The organism is Eisenbergiella tayi (assembly GCF_001881565.1).
GTDB lineage: Bacteria > Bacillota > Clostridia > Lachnospirales > Lachnospiraceae > Eisenbergiella > Eisenbergiella tayi.
Map to the genome: position 1 here is coordinate 489,967 of NZ_MPDJ01000004.1, position 19,684 is coordinate 509,650.

The 19,684-nt window shown below is 46.5% G+C and carries 19 protein-coding genes; 2 read left to right on the top strand and 17 right to left on the bottom strand.

From position 1 onward, the window contains the following. Positions 1–38: 38 nt before the first annotated feature. The 3 genes from BLA28_RS16805 to BLA28_RS16815 all read right to left on the bottom strand — a co-directional run bounded on the left by BLA28_RS16805 (position 39) and on the right by BLA28_RS16815 (position 2,833). Entirely contained in the window at positions 39–1,352 is a 1,314-nt protein-coding gene (locus BLA28_RS16805) for a GHKL domain-containing protein (RefSeq protein ID WP_069158244.1), read from the bottom strand. Then, the gene (locus tag BLA28_RS16810; protein ID WP_050018629.1) at positions 1,349–2,065 is read right to left on the bottom strand and encodes a LytR/AlgR family response regulator transcription factor; all 717 of its coding nucleotides are present in this window, start codon (positions 2,063–2,065) and stop codon (positions 1,349–1,351) included. The genes BLA28_RS16805 and BLA28_RS16810 overlap by 4 nt, the downstream gene beginning before the upstream one ends. 144 nt (positions 2,066–2,209) lie before the next feature. Then, a complete protein-coding gene (locus BLA28_RS16815; protein WP_009252278.1) occupies positions 2,210–2,833 on the bottom strand; it encodes a cell wall hydrolase in 624 nt (207 codons plus the stop codon). A gap of 253 nt (positions 2,834–3,086) precedes the next feature. Between BLA28_RS16815 and BLA28_RS16820 the strand changes: the two genes are divergently transcribed. Beyond that, complete coding sequence (locus BLA28_RS16820; RefSeq protein ID WP_069158245.1) at positions 3,087–4,127, top strand: FAD:protein FMN transferase; 1,041 nt, start codon at positions 3,087–3,089, stop codon at positions 4,125–4,127. On the opposite strand, the gene BLA28_RS16825 is transcribed toward BLA28_RS16820, so the two are convergent. The 11 genes from BLA28_RS16825 to rsxC all read right to left on the bottom strand — a co-directional run bounded on the left by BLA28_RS16825 (position 4,096) and on the right by rsxC (position 13,898). After that, on the bottom strand, positions 4,096–4,941 hold the full coding sequence (locus tag BLA28_RS16825) for a DUF368 domain-containing protein (protein ID WP_069158644.1): 846 nt from the start codon (positions 4,939–4,941) through the stop codon (positions 4,096–4,098). The two genes, BLA28_RS16820 and BLA28_RS16825, sit on opposite strands and share 32 nt — an antisense overlap. A gap of 37 nt (positions 4,942–4,978) precedes the next feature. Beyond that, positions 4,979–5,668: a potassium channel family protein gene (locus BLA28_RS16830; RefSeq protein ID WP_009252275.1), complete on the bottom strand. Its 690-nt coding sequence runs from the start codon at positions 5,666–5,668 to the stop codon at positions 4,979–4,981. Positions 5,669–5,711: 43 nt separating this feature from the next. Beyond that, positions 5,712–7,004, bottom strand: coding sequence for a TrkH family potassium uptake protein (locus tag BLA28_RS16835; protein ID WP_069158645.1), 1,293 nt, complete (start codon positions 7,002–7,004; stop codon positions 5,712–5,714). Positions 7,005–7,401: 397 nt separating this feature from the next. Further along, on the bottom strand, positions 7,402–7,563 hold the full coding sequence (locus BLA28_RS33810; protein WP_009252272.1) for a hypothetical protein: 162 nt from the start codon (positions 7,561–7,563) through the stop codon (positions 7,402–7,404). Positions 7,564–7,743: 180 nt separating this feature from the next. Beyond that, positions 7,744–8,769: an aldo/keto reductase gene (locus tag BLA28_RS16845; RefSeq protein WP_069158246.1), complete on the bottom strand. Its 1,026-nt coding sequence runs from the start codon at positions 8,767–8,769 to the stop codon at positions 7,744–7,746. Positions 8,770–8,771: 2 nt separating this feature from the next. Further along, positions 8,772–9,626: an RnfABCDGE type electron transport complex subunit B gene (locus tag BLA28_RS16850; protein WP_069158247.1), complete on the bottom strand. Its 855-nt coding sequence runs from the start codon at positions 9,624–9,626 to the stop codon at positions 8,772–8,774. A gap of 12 nt (positions 9,627–9,638) precedes the next feature. Beyond that, positions 9,639–10,220 (bottom strand): electron transport complex subunit RsxA, encoded by a 582-nt coding sequence (rsxA, locus tag BLA28_RS16855; protein WP_025484309.1) that lies wholly within the window; start codon positions 10,218–10,220, stop codon positions 9,639–9,641. A gap of 12 nt (positions 10,221–10,232) precedes the next feature. Beyond that, positions 10,233–11,012: an electron transport complex subunit RsxE gene (gene rsxE / locus BLA28_RS16860; RefSeq protein ID WP_069158248.1), complete on the bottom strand. Its 780-nt coding sequence runs from the start codon at positions 11,010–11,012 to the stop codon at positions 10,233–10,235. Further along, positions 11,005–11,619: an RnfABCDGE type electron transport complex subunit G gene (locus tag BLA28_RS16865; protein WP_069158249.1), complete on the bottom strand. Its 615-nt coding sequence runs from the start codon at positions 11,617–11,619 to the stop codon at positions 11,005–11,007. The genes rsxE and BLA28_RS16865 overlap by 8 nt, the downstream gene beginning before the upstream one ends. Beyond that, the gene (locus BLA28_RS16870) at positions 11,616–12,548 is read right to left on the bottom strand and encodes an RnfABCDGE type electron transport complex subunit D (RefSeq protein WP_044967095.1); all 933 of its coding nucleotides are present in this window, start codon (positions 12,546–12,548) and stop codon (positions 11,616–11,618) included. The genes BLA28_RS16865 and BLA28_RS16870 overlap by 4 nt, the downstream gene beginning before the upstream one ends. Before the next feature lie 12 nt (positions 12,549–12,560). Next, a complete protein-coding gene (gene rsxC / locus BLA28_RS16875; protein ID WP_069158250.1) occupies positions 12,561–13,898 on the bottom strand; it encodes an electron transport complex subunit RsxC in 1,338 nt (445 codons plus the stop codon). Between the two features lie 154 nt (positions 13,899–14,052). Here rsxC and BLA28_RS16880 point away from each other — a divergent pair, with 154 nt between their 5' ends. Next, positions 14,053–15,162 carry a ribonuclease H-like domain-containing protein gene (locus BLA28_RS16880; RefSeq protein ID WP_071699262.1) on the top strand — a complete coding sequence of 370 codons (1,110 nt, stop codon included), beginning with the start codon at positions 14,053–14,055 and terminating at the stop codon, positions 15,160–15,162. A gap of 33 nt (positions 15,163–15,195) precedes the next feature. Here BLA28_RS16880 and BLA28_RS16885 read toward each other — a convergent pair whose 3' ends face one another. From BLA28_RS16885 to ispH, 3 genes are all read right to left on the bottom strand, one after another. Beyond that, entirely contained in the window at positions 15,196–17,442 is a 2,247-nt protein-coding gene (locus tag BLA28_RS16885; RefSeq protein WP_069158252.1) for a hypothetical protein, read from the bottom strand. Positions 17,443–17,681: 239 nt separating this feature from the next. Next, positions 17,682–18,854 (bottom strand): 30S ribosomal protein S1, encoded by a 1,173-nt coding sequence (rpsA, locus tag BLA28_RS16895; protein WP_009252262.1) that lies wholly within the window; start codon positions 18,852–18,854, stop codon positions 17,682–17,684. Beyond that, positions 18,835–19,683 (bottom strand): 4-hydroxy-3-methylbut-2-enyl diphosphate reductase, encoded by an 849-nt coding sequence (gene ispH / locus BLA28_RS16900; RefSeq protein ID WP_069154207.1) that lies wholly within the window; start codon positions 19,681–19,683, stop codon positions 18,835–18,837. The genes rpsA and ispH overlap by 20 nt, the downstream gene beginning before the upstream one ends. Between the last annotated feature and the right edge of the window lies 1 nt (position 19,684).

Sequence of the window (19,684 nt, forward strand, 5' to 3'; positions counted from 1 at the left end):
CATTAAATTAAAATTTAAAATATGTCCAGTTATTATAACTAATAAAACAGTGACATATTAATCGTAAAGATCCCATCCTTCCAGACATAATCAAAGATTCCATCATATTTTTCCACGGCCCTGCAGACACTTTTCATTTTATTATCATCCAAATCACTTTCCATACCTTTATTACCCGGTAATTTATCATTACGGATACTGTTCTTATTCTCATAAGTATAGGAAAGCTCTATAAAGGTGGTGCAGTCATTCTGCATGATACAAAGATCAATCAATCTCTTTTTTTCTTTTACCCTGCAGCAGGCTTCGATTGCGCCATCCAATATGTTTGCCAGTATTGCGCACCAGTCTATATCCTGTATTTTATTCTTTTTAATTTCTTTGGTCTTAATATTTAAACTGATATCAGAAGCCTTTGCCTTTTCAGCCTTATCATTTAATATGGTGTCTACTATAGCATTGCCTGTAAAGTCCTTGTGTTCCATTTCCATAATAGGTTCATTTAATTTATCTATATATTCTTCAATTTTATTTAAGTCCTGCTCAGCAATCAGCGTAGAAAGCGATGACAAATCAGATTTCATATTCCGAAAGATCCTGTCGCGATTGTGATACAGCATAATCATTTCATGATAATTTTTTTCCAGCATTTTATTCTGGCTGTTTACCAGCCGGATTTCGTTCTTTCTCTCTATAAATATTATGTAAAGAATTATAACTATAAGAGTTAACGTAATAATCAGGGGATACAGGGCGAAATAAATATATATCTTTTCATGAAAACCAAAGGCAGGTATAAAAACCTGATCGCAAAAAAACAGGCCGAAGTATTCCAATACGGCATATCCGGCAAAAATCAGTATATATTTGGAAAAAATTCTTTGGACAAGCAGCCTGTATTTCATAAGCAGATAAACACTCACACCAAGGAATATTCTGCTTACCGCCATAAGAAGAATTCGCTTAATGCTTATCTCATATTGTATATATTCGAAAAAATCGTTACGGCTGTATAAGGCCTGTCCGATAAAACTCAGAAAAATATCAGAAAAACAGATAGACTCAAAATACAAAGCTGAAATGAGAACAGCTTTTGCCAAAGATATGTCAACACAGAATTTTGTAAGGAACGCAGAAAGCACAATGCATACGAGCATAAAATATCTCGAATACATCGACACCTGATCCTTTTGATAAATTATAAGTCCGCATAAAACAGCCCCGGATATCATCCACAAAATCTTACTGAAGCTGCTATCCCATCTTCTTTCAAAGAAAAGCTGAATCAGAAAATACAGTCCGCATACCTCAACAGCACAAAGCAGTCCCTGTGCTATTCTTAGCCCGATCACATTCTATCCCTCCAATAATTGTGAATAGCTTCCTTTACTTCCCTGATATGTGTTCTGCCGATTTGAAGCTTCTTCCCATTTCTGAGCGTCAGTTCCTTGCTTTCAATCTTTATGATATGCTGGACATTTACGATATAGCCTCTCTCAATACAGATAAACTCTTCAGAATCCAACTGCACAAAAACCTCCTGAAGGGTTTTGCGTACCGGCACCTCTCTGTCCTTTAATACAAAGACGGCATTCTTATTATTCTTATATACGTAAATAATTTCTTTATATTCGATTCTCTCAAAACGGGAATTCGTTTCCACGAAATAATATTTTTCTGTTTTCTCCTGCATTTCACCAAAAATCCCCAGAAGAGCAGCGTCAAGCTTCTCTTCCAGGAGATTCTTTGGGATATAGGAAAAAGCTTGTACCTCATATCCTTCTACGGCATATTGAAGATATGAGGTTGTGAAAACCAGATAGGTTGCCTGCGCGGTAGCCCGGATCTTTTTTGCAAGATCCAAGCCGTTCATTTGAGGCATTTCTATGTCCAGAAAACAGATATCGTAATGAAATCCTTCTTCCAGATCAAAATAAAAAACCTCCGGGTTAGGGAAAAGTCTGACCTCGCACAAAACATTTCTGCCATCAAAAAACGCATGTACCTTTTTGCGCAGGAGCAAAAGAAAGTCTGTATTGTCATCAACCAAAGCTATTTTTAACAACTCCTCTTTCCTCCTATCTGCTTTCCGTAATCATAATATCAGTTTTTTTGGAAAAGAAATCCATTTGTCCTTCAACTGCACATTTTTGACCTTAAACGGCATTTTATATGATAATATTTTTAAAAGAAGAAAGTATTTTCTTTATTAACCAAAAAATTCATGTCCTCCATATGCGAAAAGACGGGTCAAATGTCTGTCGAACCACTGCATCTTATCCGCGGCCACCGCCTTGCGCGCCACAAAGTATAATGCCCCCTGGGATATATCCTCTCCATATATGGCTCTCTCCACAGCTTTTTTTGTCTCTTCGCTTACCTTAACCCTGTTTATTCTCCCATCGATGACCGGTGAAAACTGGCAGACGCCAAATTCCCGCTGGTAGACAACCTCCGTTACTGTGTCGGGAAAGATACTGCTGTTCACCCGGTTTAATACGACATTGGCTACCAGCAGCTTTCCATTCTCGTCCTCGCCGCCGGCCTCTGCCTCTACTATTTTCAACAGTGTATTATAATCTGCGTCATTTAATTCATATACCGGCTTTTTTTCCAGTACTCCGCATTCAAGGACACGCTGGTCGGAAGCGGCGGCCGGTACAACAGTACGGAAGCTTGTCTCCTGGTATTCGGCAATATCCTCCATAAAAGAAGCTCTGAAGGCTTCCTGGGAAGCGATTTTATTAATCTGCACTCCATTGACGCAGACCCATGCCATGACAACAAGCAAATTGGAAAAGAGTAAAATCAATCCGTATTTTTTATACTGCATAAATGAATACACCATACCTTTCTATTGTTTCTGTTACAAAACGTAATCATTTTGTAATACTTATTCAATAGTATATTCATATTTTATACAGTTGGTGCGCAAAATATATCTGTTTTCAGACAAGTTTTCAGGTTAACGAAGGATTTGTCCCTCTTATGAAAACGTGTTATAATAAGCTGCATATAAAAAATCCCCGTAAATACGCCATTTCCGGGACATCCTTTATTTATTCCACATGAAAAAGAGGTTCTTCATGAAGCATCGCATATACCGACATAAACCCGTTCTTTTCTGTCTGATTCTGCTTTTTCTGCTTTCAGACATATTTTTAACCGGCTGTTCCCGGAGGACAGAACCGCAGACCGAAACCGGCTTTTATTTTAATACTGTTATTTCCATTACTGTTTATCATCCAAAGGACGCCGCATATCTGGAGGACTGTTTTTCCTTATGTGACACTTATGAAAAAATGCTGAGCCGGACAGTGGAGGGAAGCGATATCTACCGCATCAACCACAGTTCGGGGGAACCGGTTGCCGTATCGGAAGAAACTGCCCGTCTTTTGGAACAGGCCTGCAATTATGCCCGGTTAAGCGGCGGCAAAATCGATCCCACGGTGGCTCTGCTCGACGATCTGTGGAATTTCAGCGGACAGGCAGGAACGGAGAGCGCACAAAAAAGGATACCTGCCGATGCCGATATCCAGTCTGTTCTTCCTCATATTAATTATAAGAATATCCATATTGAAAATTCTACGGTCACTCTGGATGATCCCATGTCACAAATTGATTTAGGGTTCATTGCAAAGGGATATATCGCCGACAGGCTGAAGGAGCTCCTGAAGGCCAACGGTGTGCAGAGCGCCCTGATCAATCTGGGCGGAAATGTGGTCGTCCTTGGCAGCAAGCCGGACGGCAGTCCGTTCACCATAGGCATGCAGAAGCCTTTTGATGAGCAGGGAAAGGCAATTGCCACTCTTTCCCTTTCAGACAGCTCCCTGGTCTCTTCCGGGGTGTATGAGCGTTATTTCCGGCAGGACGGCAGGCTTTATCATCATATCCTGGATCCGGCGAGCGGATATCCTGTGGAGAACGGGCTTCTCGGCGTTACCATCCTCTCCGGTTCTTCCATGGAGGGGGATGCGCTGAGCACCACCTGCTTTGTACTGGGTCTGACAGAAGGTATGAAGCTGATAGAATCCCTCCCTGACATAGAAGCAGTCTTTATTACGGAGGATTATCAGCTCCATCCCAGCAGCGGCCTCAGCGGGAAACTGTTTGAAGCGACCTCTTGATTTCCCCCTCCGCCAGAAAACGGATAAGTAAAAATCCGGCTGCCAGCATCAGCGGGCATACCAGCCACTCTCCCCCCGACGGGAGGCCCGGAAATACCTGGGCCATGGAAGCCGCCATAAAACCCAGAATACACAGATACGATGGTCCCGGGAATTTTTCCATCGCTTTTTCCAGCAGTTTGGTGGTGGCGACCACACCCAGGGCAAGCCCAAGACCTATGGGAATCAGATAAGGAAGGTACATTTCCGTAATGGCCCTCATAACCGTATCATACATTCCCATGAGAAGCAGCATATAAGAAACGCTTATTCCGGGCAGCACAAGGGCTATGGCGGCAATCACACCTGCCAGGATAAGCAGCAGGTAGGAAGTCAGCCCGGCGCTCATATCCGCCTGAAACGTATCCGGCGGAAGCAGGGCAAACAGGCCTACTGCAGCCGCGCCTGCCAGAAAGAACAGCAGCTTTCCCAAACCGCCCTTTTCCCAGCTTGCTTTTTTCAGTATCATAGGAACGCTTCCCGCGATCGCCCCAATAAAGAAGTAAAGCATGGGCATTTCAAACCGTTCCATCAGGCTTAACATGGGTCTGGCAAAAAGTATCATGCCCAGACCGCCTCCCAGGCAGAACAAGGTCAGAAAGAAAAGGCTTTCCTTCTTGTGTTTCATAAAAGAGCTGACTGATGAGACCAGTCTGTCGTATACCCCCAGAATCATTGCCATGCTCCCGCCGCTGCAGCCAGGTACAAGCATGGTTCCTCCCACACATATCCCCTTTAAAATAACGCTGATACTGCTGTCTTTCTTTTCCTGCATACATTCCTCCATTCGCTTTTTACTGTCTCATTCCTGTTTATTCGTCTTTATCCTTTTCAAATTTTCGGATATTCTCTTTCTTGCCTATCACAACAAGAATATCGTCTTCTCTGAAAACATACTCCGGATCCACTTCGATCTCCGTTTTACCGCTATGCTGCAGGGCGATAATATTCAAACCGGCTTTTCTCCGCAAATCCATTTCCAGCACACTTCTTCCCACATAAATATCCGGAAGCCGCAGTTCTGCAATTTCCACGTCATTGTTCAGGGAGATATTGTCCAATATACTGCCTGTCAGCAGCCGTTTTGCAAGGCGCAGGGCCATATCCCGCTCGGGATAGATAACCTCCGCACCTATTTTTTCCAGAACCGCTCCCTGATCTCTGCTGATAGCCTTGGCGATCACTCTGGGGACTCCCAGATTCACCACATGGAGAGTGGTAAGGATGCAGGTATCGATCTTTTCACCAATGCCGACAATCACCGTATCACAGTTCTGGATCCCGATTTCCTCCAGGACTTCCATACTCAGCTCATCCGCCACATATGCGTTCTCTGTGTATTGCCTCAGCTCCTTTACCTTGCTTTCACAGCTGTCCACCACAATCACTTCTTTTCCGGCCTCAGCCAGGCTCAGGGCCAGAGCCGAACCGAAACGTCCCAGGCCTATAACCCCATAGGATGCCGTTTCTTCTGTTCTCTTATTCTTTCCTGTCAGTTTCATACTATGCTCTCCTCTATTGTTTCCGCAGCCATACGCCGCAAGCCTAGCCAATTGTTACATTTTCCTCTGTGAACCTGGCATTTGCCGTGGTCTTAAAGGCCCACAAAGAAGCAATGGTCAGCGGCCCCAGCCTGCCGATAAACATAATCATTATGATCAGCGCTTTCCCCGGGATTCCTAAATCCGGCGTAATTCCCGTCGACAGCCCTACCGTGCCGAATGCGGAAGTCACCTCAAACAGAAGCTGTAAAAAAGAGAATTCCGGTTCCAGAAGGCACATGACAAAGGTTCCCACACAGACAACCATGCCGGATAAAAACGTGATGATAAAGGCTTTTCTTATAACATCATCCGGTATTTTCCGCTTAAAGGCCCCAGCATATTGATTGGCCGCCGCTCCCCTGGCCGCCTGTATCATCACAAAAAGTGTGGTGGTTTTGATTCCTCCGCCTGTGGATCCGGGTGACGCGCCCACAAACATCAGCAGAATCAGCACAAAAAGGCCGTCATCTGTAAAGCTCCCAATGGGATAGGTGGAAAAACCGGCCGTCCTTGCGGAAACACTCTGAAAAAAAGCTCCCAGCCAGGTTATATTCTCCGTTGCTTTCAGGGACAGCGTTCCTGCTGCCAGAAGAATCAGGCTCATGGTAATAACGATTTTGGAATGCAGCGTGAGTTTCCGGAAAGAACGGTTTCCTAAGATATCCAGGATAACGAGGAATCCCAGACCTCCGAAGATTATCAGTCCGCCTGTGGTAAGGTTTAAAAGAATATTGTTCTGGTATGGTATCAGGTTCGTCAGTCCGCCCAGGATATCGAAGCCGGAATTATTAAACGCAGCCACCGAATGAAACAGGCTGATACCCAATGCCTCCAGGGGAGGATAATCCCGTACGAAAACAAGGAAACTTAAAACAGCTCCCACACATTCAAAGCATAATGTCATAAGCAGGATGTTTTTTACAAGGCGTACCATTCCTTTGGAGGTATTCACATTCATGGCCTCCCGCACGAGTCTCCGCCCTTTCAGTCCAACCCTCTTCCCCGCAATCAGGATAAAGCCGACGCTTACAGATGTCACGCCCAATCCGCCGATCTGGATCAGCAGCGCCACAACAGTTCTTCCAAACACAGTAAAATGCTCTGCCGTATCAATGGCAATAAGCCCGGTTACACATACTGCGCTGGCAGAGGTAAAAAGGGCATCAATAAAGGATACTTGTGCGCCTTCCCTGACCGAACATGGGAGCATAAGCAGAAAAGAGCCTGTCAGAATCACAAAGGCAAATCCCATTGCTATAATCCGGCCCGGAGGCTGCCCCTTTATGTAATTCATTCCCTTCCTGAAAAATGGTATAAAAAAACATAGCCTGCTCTTCTGTCTTCCATGCAGGTTATGCCCCTCCTGAATATTTATTTTTTCATCACTGTCTCCTTTTTGTTTAACTATCCGGCCTGTATCGGATTCTTCCTCCATGTCCGCCTTCTCCTTCTGCATGCATGATTCTTTTGCCCTACTTCTATTGTAATGATCTTTTCCGCAAATTATGCTGAAAAGTATCCGGAAGTGTGAATCAATTATAGGAAAAGCTTCCTTCATGGTCAAGCAGATACCTGAAAGCTTAATGCTTTCTTAGCGGCTGTAACATCCTGATAAATTTTTCATTTTTTTATTTCGTATTTTCCTGCATTCGTGGAGTCAGACTGCCGGCGTGATCAGTTATTTATAAATGTTATTTTTGTAATGTCTTTACTGCTTCCATTATATCGTCTCTGCTCATCTCTTCACACTCAAACGAAGGCGGATCCGCATAATACGGACATAAATGACAACAATTCTCCAATGTACAGCATGCGTTTGCTAAAATAATTTCCAGTGCTTTTTCCTTATCCATGTCAGTTACCTCCATTGAACCGACAGCCTGCCCCATGAAAATTTTATACATTTTGGGCAGATTTCTTTTATTCACTACTTAACTGTGGTTATTATTGCCATAAATTTAAAAGAAATACTTGGAAGGGATAAAAAATGCCCACCCTGTCGGCAACAGAGTAGGCAGCTTTTATTCCCCTTTTTAATAGGCCTTTCCAGCCAGAATTTCCTTATAATCCTTCAGGTTACGCTCCAGCAGTGCCGGCGTATCCAGATTATACGGGCATTTACTTTTACATTTGCCGCAATGAAGGCATTTTTCAATCTGCATCATTTTTTCCTGCATTTCTGAAGTAAGCTGCGCTTCTGACGGCGATCTGCGGATAAGCAGTGACATTCTGGCACAGTTGTTAATTTCAATCCCTGCAGGACAAGGCATACAGTATCCGCAGCCGCGGCAGAATTCACCCTGCAGCTCCTGCCTGTCATCCGTGATCACATTCTTCAGCTCCTGTGTCAGCACAGGAGGATTCTGTACATATCTTATGAACTCATCCAGTTCCTTTTCCCTTTGTACACCCCAAATAGGAAGCACATGAGGGAACTGGGAGAGATAGGCATAAGCCGCCGCAGAATTATTAATCAATCCGCCGGACAGCGCTTTCATGGCTATAAAGCCCATTTTTGCTTTCTCACATTTATCCACCAGTTCCAGATCTTTATCCGAAGAAAGGTAACTGAAGGGGAACTGCAGCGTTTCATACAGGCCGCTTTCCACCGCTTCCTCCGCCACTGCCAGCCTGTGGTTGGTTATCCCGATATGCCTTATCTTTCCCTGCTTCTTTGCCTCCAGCATGCATTCATACAGACCGCTTCCATCTCCCGGCTTCGGACAGAAAGCCGGATTATGAAACTGGTACAGATCAAGATAATCTCTCTGCAGCTGCGCAAGGGAGGTCTCCAAATCCTTCCAAAATCCTTCGGGTGTGCCCGCAGCTGTTTTGGAGGAAACATAAATTGTGTCATCCCATCTGTCGTGAAATGCCAGCCCCAGCTTATGTTCGCTGTCCGTATAGGCACGGGCCGTATCAAAAAAGGTAATCCCATTATCACAGGCCTTCCGAAGAAGAAGAACCGCCTCTTCATCGCTGATCCGCTGAATGGGAAGGGCTCCGAACCCGTTTTTATTTACACAGATCCCTGTTTTCCCAAGTGTCACCTGTTCCATTTTTAATCCTCACCTTTCTCCTCATGTTCTCCTGTCCCTTCTGCACATACAGGCCTTCCGGAAAGCATCACAATAACATTCTTAGGGCATTTATCGGCACAGATACCGCAGCCGATACACTTGCTCTGATCGATGGTAGCATTAAAGTTTTCCACCTTAATCGCACCTTCCGGACAGTTCTTTGTACAGATGCCGCAGCCGATACAGCCGGCCCGGCAGTCTTTCATGGTGATGGGACCCTTATCTCCGGAATTGCATGCCGCCGCATATTTGGCGGAATAAGGGATGAGGGTTATCAGATTCTTGGGACAGACGGAAATACATTTTCCGCAGGCCTTACATGCTTCCCGGTCAACCTGCGCCACACCGTTAAAGATATGTATGGCGTCAAAGGGACAGACCTCCACACAGCTTCCATAGCCGAGGCAGCCGAAATTACAGGATTTCGCCCCGCCGTTCGGCACAAAGGACAGCATGCGGCAGTCATGGAGTCCCACATAATCATAATCCACTTTTATTTTATCACGGGTACCGCGGCACTGGACAAAAGCGACCATATGCTCTCCTTCTTCCGCTTCCACCCCCATGATGGCTCCCACCTTTTTCCCTACGGCAGCGCCGCCTACCGGGCAGGCATTCACCGGCGCTTCTCCGGCAGCGATTGCTGCAGCCAGCCCCGCACAGCCGGGATAACCGCAGCCGCCGCAGTTATTGCCGGGCAGCTGCGCAAGAATAGCTTCTTCCTTTTCATTCACTTCCACCTTGAACAGGATCGCGGAGCCTCCCAGAAAAAGACCGATAAACAGTCCGATACCTCCAACGATTGCCGTAGCAATCAGAATTCCCGATATACTCACAGACACCACCCCCTATTTCAGTGACAGTCCGGAAAAACCACAGAAGGCGATCGCCATCAGTCCCGCAGTAATCAGGATGATGGGCATTCCCTTAAAGGATTCCGGCACATCATTATATGCCATCTTTTCACGGATTCCGGCCAGGATAATAATGGCTATCGTGAACCCGAGAGCTGTTGCAAATCCATTGACCGTTCCGGTCAGGATCCCGTATTTCTTCTGTACATTGGTAATCGCCACACCCAGGACCGCACAGTTTGTGGTGATCAGGGGCAGGTAGACGCCAAGCGCATTATAAAGGGAAACCATATATTTTTTCAGCACCATTTCCACAAACTGTACCAGCGCCGCAATCACCAGGATAAAGACGATGGTCTGCAGATAGGTAATGTTCAAGGGCACAAGGGCAAATTTATATATCGCCCCGGCCACAGCGCTGGAAAGCGTGATGACAAAAATAACCGCCGTTCCCATTCCCGCCGCGGTCTCCACCTTTTTGGATACTCCCAGGAACGGGCAAAGGCCGAGAAACTGGCTTAATACAACATTACTCACCAGAGAAGAACCAATTAATATAAGCAATAAATCCTGCACTTGATCCAACATTTATTTTCCCTCCTCACTTTTTCCGGCCTGGGCATCCTTCTCTTCACCCGCAGCAGTATCATAAAAGCGGTGTGAACAGCCGGACTCCTTGCAGGACATGCAGTCATAGCTGCAGCCGGACTGGATTTTGGACATGTCTCTGCCCTTCTTTTCCCCATTGATCTTCACCTTGTTCTGGATGGCTGTAAGAGCCGCGAGGACGAAGAATGCGCCGGGAGCAAGAACAAAAATAGTAACAGGGACATAACTCTGCAGGATATGGGATCCGAATATAACCGGCGCCTTTTCTCCCAGAATGGGAATGCCGAAAAATTCACCGGCTCCCAGGATTTCACGTACCAGGCCTATGCATGTGAGCGCGAACGAGAAACCGAGCCCCATTCCGATACCGTCAAACAGGGACGGGATGGGCGGATTCTTGGATGCGTAGCTTTCCGCACGGCCTAAAATAATACAGTTTACCACGATCAGAGGTATGTAAATACCGAGGGCGCTGTCCAAAAACGGCACATAAGCCTTTAATAAAAGCTGTACGATTGTCACAAAGCTTGCTACAACAACGATGAATGCAGGTATTCTTACCTTATCCGGTATGATTTTGCGCAGCATTGATATCATCAGGTTGCTCAGGGCCAGAACCACCATGGTGGAAAGGCCCATACCCAGACCGTTAATGGCTGATGTGGTAACCGCCAGTGTGGGACACATACCCAATGTCAGCACAAAGGTGGGGTTCTCTTTTATAATTCCGTTATAGAGACGTTCGGTTGGTTTATTCATTGCCGCTGCCTCCTTTCAGTTCTGTCTGAAAATAATACAGTCCGGCATTTACGCCGTTAGTGACCGCATTGGTTGTAATGGTGGCGCTGGTAATAGCATCGATTTCATCAGCGGCAGAAGCTCCGTCCTTGGTATAGGCATAACTGTCGGCTTTTTTTCCTTCAAACTGCGGTTTCAGCACTTCTTCCGCCTTCATTCCCAGCCCCGGAGTCTCGGAAATAGAGAGAATGGACATACCGTTCAGGGTACCGTCCTCCCGCACACCGATAGTGAATTTAATATCCCCGCCATAGCCCTCATGGGTCGTTACCGTAATCACGTAGCCCAGAATACTGCCGTCCTTATCCATGGCTGCGGCATATTCATTAATACTCTGCTGGGCAAAGCCGCCGTCATTCAGGACTGCCTGGGCCGCTTCTTCCGTAAACCCTTCGCTGTCCTCAAAATGATCCGCATCCTGAAATACCTCACTGCGGGCCGCCTGCCTGGCATTTTCCTCCTGTATCGCTATAGGATCCTTTGTCACCTGATAAACAAGGCCAAGAAGAAGGCCTGAAATCAACGTAATCAGGAATAAGATTCCTGCATCCTTCAACATATTTTTCATGCCCTCTCTCCTCCTTTACCAAAAGCTTTGGGAAGAGTAAACCTCTCAATAAGGGGAACCAGAAGATTTCCCAGGATAATGGCATAGGATACACCTTCCGCGCTGGCACTGCATACCCTGAATATACCGGTCAGAAGACCTAAGAAGATTCCATATATGTACTGCCCTTTTTTGGTGACCGGCCTGGTCACATAATCCGTAGCCATGAAAAAGGCTCCCAGCATAAGGCCGCCCCCTGCAAGCTGGGAAGAAATATAGTACCGATCCAGTCCATGACCCCCGAACAGAACCATGAATACCACAAAGGATATGATGTATGTGGCAGGGATACGCAGATCAATGATTTCCAGCCAGATTAACAGACAGGCACCCAGAACGATGCACAGCATGGAAGTCTCGCCGATAGTACCCGACGTTCTTCCTATTACCATATCCAGCACATTCACGTTCTCTCCTGCTTTTACCGCGGCTAAAGGCGTGGCGCCGGTATAGGCGTCACAGGTAAAGTTAGTCATGATGGGGGCAAAGGAGATCAGCAGGAAGCATCTGGCTCCCAGGGCGGGGTTCATAAAGTTCTGGCCCAGTCCTCCGAAAAGCATCTTCACAACCAGTATGGCGAATATGCCGCCGACGGCCCCGATCCACCAGGGCACGCTTACCGGCAGATTCAGCGCCAGCAGCAGGCCTGTCACCACTGCGGAAAGGTCTCCTATGGTGTTTTTCCTTTTGGTTATTTTTTCAAATACAAATTCTGTAAGCACTGTGGATGCGATTGTTATGGCAACAATCAGCAGTGCCCTGATTCCGAAATTATAGATGCCAAAGATTGTGGTGGGCAGCAGGGCAATGATAACTGCCAGCATGATCCTGCTTGTGGAATCCTTGGATCTGATATGCGGATTAGATGATACCTTCATCAAGTCGCTCATTGCTCTTTCCTCCTATTTCTGATTTGCGGCGCTTGCTTTTTTCCGTTCCGCAAGGACCATCTTACGCATGGACTTAATGGCCTGGGTAAGCTGTCTCTTTGCGGGGCAGACATAACTGCAGCATCCGCACTCGCAGCATTCCATGCCGTCATATTTTTCAAAGGCCTCCATATCGTAGTGCTCCGAATAGGTGGAAAGCAGGGTGGGAACCAGCCTGGAGGGGCAGGCTTCCACACATCTGCCGCAGTTGATGCAGGCGGAGGGCTCCCCCACCTCATCCTTAGACAGACAGAGAAGCGCGGATGCCGTTTTCGTGGTGGGCACATCCAGATCAAAAATTCCGAATCCCATCATAGGGCCGCCCGATACAATCTTAACCGGCTCTTTGCAGAAACCGCCCGCTTCTTCTATCAATTCATGATAATTGGTTCCGATCCGCACAATGAAATTCTGGGGATTGGCAATAGCATCCCCTGTCACCGTAACGATACGGTTCATAAGCGGCTTTCCTTCCCGCACCGCGCGGTTTACAGCCACTACGGTATCCACGTTGTCCACGATACAGCCTACATCCGCAGGCAGCATGGAAGAATTGATGGCGCGTCCCGTCACCGCAAAAATAAGCTGACGCTCAGACCCCTGCGGATATTTGGTTTTCAGCTTCTTAACCGTAATCCTCGGCTCTTCGGAAGTCATTTCCTCCAACAGCTTAATGCAGTCCGGCTTATTGTCCTCTACCGCCAGAATTCCTTTTGCATTTGGGAACAGGCTCAGAATTACCTGAAGGCCTCCGATAAGCTTATCGGGTTCCTCCAGCATACGCCTGTAATCCGAGGTAAGATAAGGCTCACACTCGGCACAGTTGGCGATCACGTATTCTATTTTGTCCGGTTCCTTGGGTGAAAGCTTTACATGTGTGGGGAATCCTGCTCCGCCCATTCCTACCACGCCTGCTTCCTTCACCAGATTGATAATCTCTTCCTTTGTCAGTTCTTCCAATGGTCTGACCGGAGCGTAATCCACTTCCTCGTACAGCCGATCGTTTTCCACCACAATACTCATCACATTATCTCCGGTAACAACACGCCGGGGTTCAATTGACTTCACCGTACCTGATACGGTGCTGAAAACCGCCGCAGATACAAAGCCGGCCGCTTCTCCGATTTTCTGTCCGGCCAGAACACGGTCTCCTTTTGCCACAACAGGCCTGGCAGGCGCACCGATATGCTGGGACAACGGAAACACCAGATCCCCCTTTGGCAAAACAGCTTTCATGGGTTTATCCTTGGAAAGATCCTTACCGTCGTAAGGATGGATGCCGCCCATAAACGTTAACTTCGCCTTAGCCATTTAGCTATCCCTCTTTTCTGTAATATGTTTTTCCCGCCCGTTAACCAAATAGCGTTATTTCCGCCGTCAACCCGGGAACAAGGCATAACATAATCATACCTTAATTTTCATCAAATTACTACATAAAAATCAAAAAATATGCTATATTAATTGTATGAAAACACGAATTCAGACCCTACATACAACAAACGAAAATGCCATACGGCAATTTCTGGGAAAAGATGGAAATATCCTGTTTTTTGATATCGAAACCACAGGACTTTCCCCCAAAAACGCTTCCGTTTATCTGATCGGAGCCGCTGTAATTGAGGACAAAAAGTGGACTCTGCACCAATGGTTTGCAGAAAATACGGCTGAGGAGGAAGCCATTCTGGACGCTTTCCTGCAATTTTCGGTTCCCTATAAAAAACTGGTACATTTTAACGGGACGACCTTTGATATTCCTTTTCTTCAGGCCAAATGCAAAAAGTACGGTTTAACCGCATCCTTTGCAGAAATGGAACAGACGGATATCTACCGGCAGATTTCACCTTTTAAAAATCTGCTTAAGCTCTCCAACTGCAAGCAGAAAACCCTGGAAGAATTCCTGGGGCTCAACCGCGAGGATCCCTTTAACGGAGGCCAGCTCATTGAGCTTTATAAGGTCTACCGCCAGGAACGGGATCACCGTCTGCTGGAGGTTCTGCTGCTGCATAATGCGGATGATCTCAGAGGAATGCTCTCTGTCGTATCCATCCTCTCTTATCCCGCTTTATTTGCCATGCATCCGGAAAATGCCAGGGCGGAATTGGATATCGGTACGGATTATGAGGGAAACCGGCAGAAGGAGCTGCTCCTTTATCTTCAGCTTCCGGTTTTTCTTCCCGTTCCGCTCGCACTCCATGCAGGAGGCTGCTTTTTTTCCGCGAAGGAGGACTCCGGCGTCCTGAAAATTCCGGTATATTCCGGAGAATTAAAGTTCTTTTATCCGGATTATAAAAATTATGCTTATCTCCCGGAGGAAGACAAGGCCATCCATAAATCCGTTGCGGTCTACGTGGACAAGGCCCATCGTGTGCCCGCCACACCGGCCACCTGTTATACGAAAAAGGAAGGGGATTTCCTTCCCCAGCATCTTCTTCCTTCCCAGGACGACCTTTTTACTCCCGCTTTCCGCAGGGAGGTAAAAGAAAAGGAAAGCTTTTTCCTTCTGGAAGAAGCTTTCCTCAATGACAGCGGCAGGCTGTCTTTATATGCTCATCATATTCTGAACGGAATGCGTTAACGCATTCCGTTTTTTCAGGTCACTGATAACATTTCAGACACGTCTGAAGCGTCTGGCCAGGCGTTCTTTTTTCCTTACCGCAAGAGCGATACAGAACAGCAAAGTAAGCAGGGATACTGCCTGGGATAAGCGGAATATCACTGGCTGACGGTATCTCACACTGACGGTATGGCTTTCCCCGTCGCCGGTAAGCATCACGCGTATACGATAATTATTTCCGTAGGATATTTCCAATTTTTCACCGTTTTCATCTTCCGCCGCATAACCCAGATATTTCTGGAGAGGGAAGTCCACATACTGCCCTTCCCCGGATGTCCGGTAGGTAAGGGTTCCGTGCGTTCCCTTCTTTTCATAATTTTCCACTGTGACCTTTTCAGCATCGGAAAGCTGCAGATCGGAAGTCAGCTTATCATCCATCAGCGCGTCAATCCGCCATTCATACGGATAAATAACCGTCGCGTCGGATTTCGGTATGCCGATTATTTTATCCTGATGCCCTACGGTTGTGGTATCATCATAATCCTTATAGGCAAAATTATTCTGATTATAAGGCTGATTCAGGCAGGTCAGCAGATTTACCCCCACCAGGAACGCAAATACCAGATTCCGATACGGTTTTAATACCTCGGATTCCGACAGCCATATAACCCCCGCAAAAATAAACAGGATTCCGGCAGGCGCCAGCAGTCTCCATGGAAACTGTATGGTACGCAGAACCGGCTCAATGGCAGGTATTAACTCCTTCAGCGTCTTGCTGCCAAAATACCCTGTCACCAAAAAGGTCAGCACACAGGCTCCTCCAAAAAGATACGTGAGGAATTTATCTCTTTTTCCATTCTTCTCTTCCGACTTTTCACATACCAGCTTCAGGACACATATCCCGGCGCAGCCCAGAACCGGAAGTCCCAGAGACAAGAAACGGTAATCGTTGGTATGGAAGGTATCCGCCAGGAAGGAAGCGTTGATGGAGTATTCCGAAAAGCCGCTCCAGTCCAGGGCTTTCTGATACAGGTTTTCCTTCAGGAAGAAATAGAGGAAGGGAACCAGGAACCACAGGTTCAAAAGTACGGTCAGAGCCGCTGCCTTCACCATCTCCAGCCATCTCTTATCCTGAAGGAGATCGCGGATAAACAAAAGACAGCACAGACTGAATATGACAGCCATGGTTGCCGTACTGAGCACATGGCTCTCTATTACCCCGGTAAAGCCTATGACAAGCCAGGGCCATTTTTTCTTATCCGCCATAAGCACATGGTAAAAGCCCCCGATTATGAGCGGCAGGAAGGTCAGCGCCAATGTTTCACCCAAAGCGCCCCTCGCATAAATGTTGGTAAAACGGTAAGGCAGCAGAATATACAAAGCCGTTCCCAGAATGCATGCATAGCGGGAAGGAGTCATGGACTTCAGCACCTTATAAATAACCGCGACCGTAGCGATATTGGCCAGGAAAATAAGAGTCTTATAGGACAGGGCAAGAGATACCCCCAGCAGCCGCAGGAAAGCCGGGATATACAGGAAGAGATACGGATACATGCTGTTCAGATAACCGTTCCCTGCCAGCGCTTCCGGGAAAATAACCACCGGGAACTGCCCGTCCAGCATACCGTCCTTCAGCCCTTCGATGCGAAGCAGATGATAGCATACATCGTCCGCCTGGGCAAAGGCCTGGATAAACAGCGGCATGGACGAATACAGGCAAAGACCTGCCAGAATCAGGAAGGTAACCTTTCTTTCCCGGCTGGAAGGATGCTTTTTTTCGTAGGACGCAAGGAATATCCCGGACACAACCAAAAGGATTACCAGAACCATAAGGTACGGGGCATCCCGGTAAAAAGCTCCCTGGGGAATCAGGGACATGGTGTTCAGTATCAGGCTTCCCACTCCCTGATAGTAAATGCGGATATGAAGCTGCTGTGAATCCTTATCCAGAGTAAAGGTATAATCTTTGGCAGTCTTCACTCCATCCGTACTTTCCAGACTCCACTGGGCCACCTTCGTTCCGTTGTCCCACACTTCAATAATATTATCAGATGATGTATTGGAATATTCAGGACGTATGGTATAAGTCCCCTTATTCAATACATAATCATCCGTATAGGCAAACATGCCGTAATACGCCGCCGATTCATCTATGGCAATCAAACCCGTATAATCACTGATTCCCGCCGTCTGATTCAAATCCGTGCCCTTGAGCACGAGCGGCTTGCTGTCTTCCTTTCCCAGCCAGATAAAAATCAAAGCTGCCAGTACTGCTGCAACATACAGAACCTTCTTTTTCATCGTCTTCCTCCGAAATTGTTAGTCAAGAAGCCTGTGTTCCATCCGCTCACTATTGCTGCCGGATGGAACACCAGTCTCTGTCGCGCAGCCGTCCCCCTCTGCCGGCTTCGGACTTTTCTTTCTATAATACCGCAAATGGTAAATATTATCCTCATCCCCAAAAGGATGCCTGAAAAAAGGGATGCGGAATATACCGCATCCCATAAACAGCAAATTATGCCGCCCACAAAACTTCTTAATTATTCAGCAGAATCTTCTTCTGCGTTCTGCTTAGCAATAACGGCATCAATATCTACAGAAACCACATCTTCATCAGATTCTTTCTGTACAAACTCCTCTTCCTTTACTTCCTTGGGTTCGGGAGCAAGCATTGCTTTGATGCTCAGGCTGATTTTCTTGTCTTCTTCATTGAAATCAACAACCTTGGCATTGATTTCTTCCCCTGTCTTAAGAACATCGGAAGGCTTGTCCACATGTTCTTTTGCGATCTGGGATACATGAAGAAGAGCATCGATTCCGGGCTCCAGTTCTACAAAAGCACCGAAGTCAGTCATTCTTGCCACTTTACCGGTTACCACATTTCCTACCGCATATTTCTCAGCAGCATTCTTCCAGGGATTCGCATCATCAAATTTCATGCTGAGTGCAATCTTGTTGCCGTTGATTTCTTTAATCTGAACAGTAACCTGATCCCCAACTTTGAATACTTTCTTAGGATGCTCCACTCTTCCCCAGGACATCTCTGAAATATGAAGCAGTCCGTCTGCACCGCCCAAATCGATAAAAGCGCCGAAATCCGTTACATTCTTAACGGTTCCTTCAACAACATCGCCTTCATGGATTCTTTCCAAAAGTTCCTTCTGCATTTCAGCTTTCTTAGCAACGATAAGCTGCTTGCGGTCGCCGATATATCTTCTTCTCTTAGGATTGTACTCGCTGATTACGAATTCAATATCCTGTCCTGCATATTTATTCAGATCCTTTTCATAAGTATCGGATACAAGGCTTGCAGGGATGAAAATTCTAACTTCCTCCACTACTACGCTTAAACCGCCGTCCAGTACCTGGGTAACCTTTGCGGTAAGCACTTCGTGGTTATTATAAGCTTCTTCGATTCTCTTGTTTCCTCTGTCGGCAGCAAGACGCTTGTAGGAAAGGATAACCTGTCCTTCACCGTCATTAACCTTCAGCACCTTTACTTCCATCTTGTCACCAGGCTTTACGACTGCTGTCATGTCCACGCTGGGATCGTTGGTGTATTCGTTCCTTGTAAGAACACCATCCGACTTGTATCCGATGTTAAGGATCACTTCTTCAGGCTTAACATCGATAACTGTACCTTCGACTACCTCTCCCGCGTGTATAGTTTTTAATGATTCCTCCAACATTTGTTCAAAAGTTAATTCTGACATAATTTTGAACCTCCTCGATTAATTTATTCGGGGTAGACGCTCCGGCTGTAATACCCACCAGGCGGACAGCTTTGGGTAGTTCTAAATGCAAGTCATCCAGTGTCTGTATCAAACAGGTGTGAGCACATTCCCTGCAGCATATTTCATACAGTTTTCTTGTATTGGAACTGTGCTTCCCACCGATAACAATCATTGCATCGACCTTCGCTGCAATATCCTTTGCCTCAGTTTGTCTCTCCTCAGTTGCGTTACAGATAGTATTCACAACACTAATATCATAACCTTTTTTTAGAAAAATTTCAACTAATTCTTGAAATTTATTGTAGTTAAATGTCGTCTGTGACACAATACATAGCTTTTTTCCCGGTTCCGCCACGAATTCCCGGGCTTCTTTTTCCGACTCCACAACAGCCGCAGGCGTCAGTGACCAGCCCTGGATTCCCTCTACTTCCGGGTGTCCCGCGTTTCCGATAATCACGATCCGACAGCCGGCCGCACTTTCTTTTTCTACAATTTTATGAATTCTTTTCACGAAAGGGCAGGTGGCGTCCACACACTCCAGTCCCTGTTTTTCAATTTTTTCACAGATAGATTTGGGAACGCCATGAGAACGGATAACCACAGTACCCTCTGTGAGCTTCTCCAGCTCCTCCTCGGATTCAATCACCTGCACTCCCTTTTTTTCCAAATCCTGCACGACAAATTCATTGTGTATAATCGGACCATAGGTATAAATCTTCTTACCCGACGCAATCTGTTCATAGACCTTATCAACAGCCCGCTTCACGCCGAAGCAGAAGCCGGCGCTTTCCGCAAGAATCACTTCCATA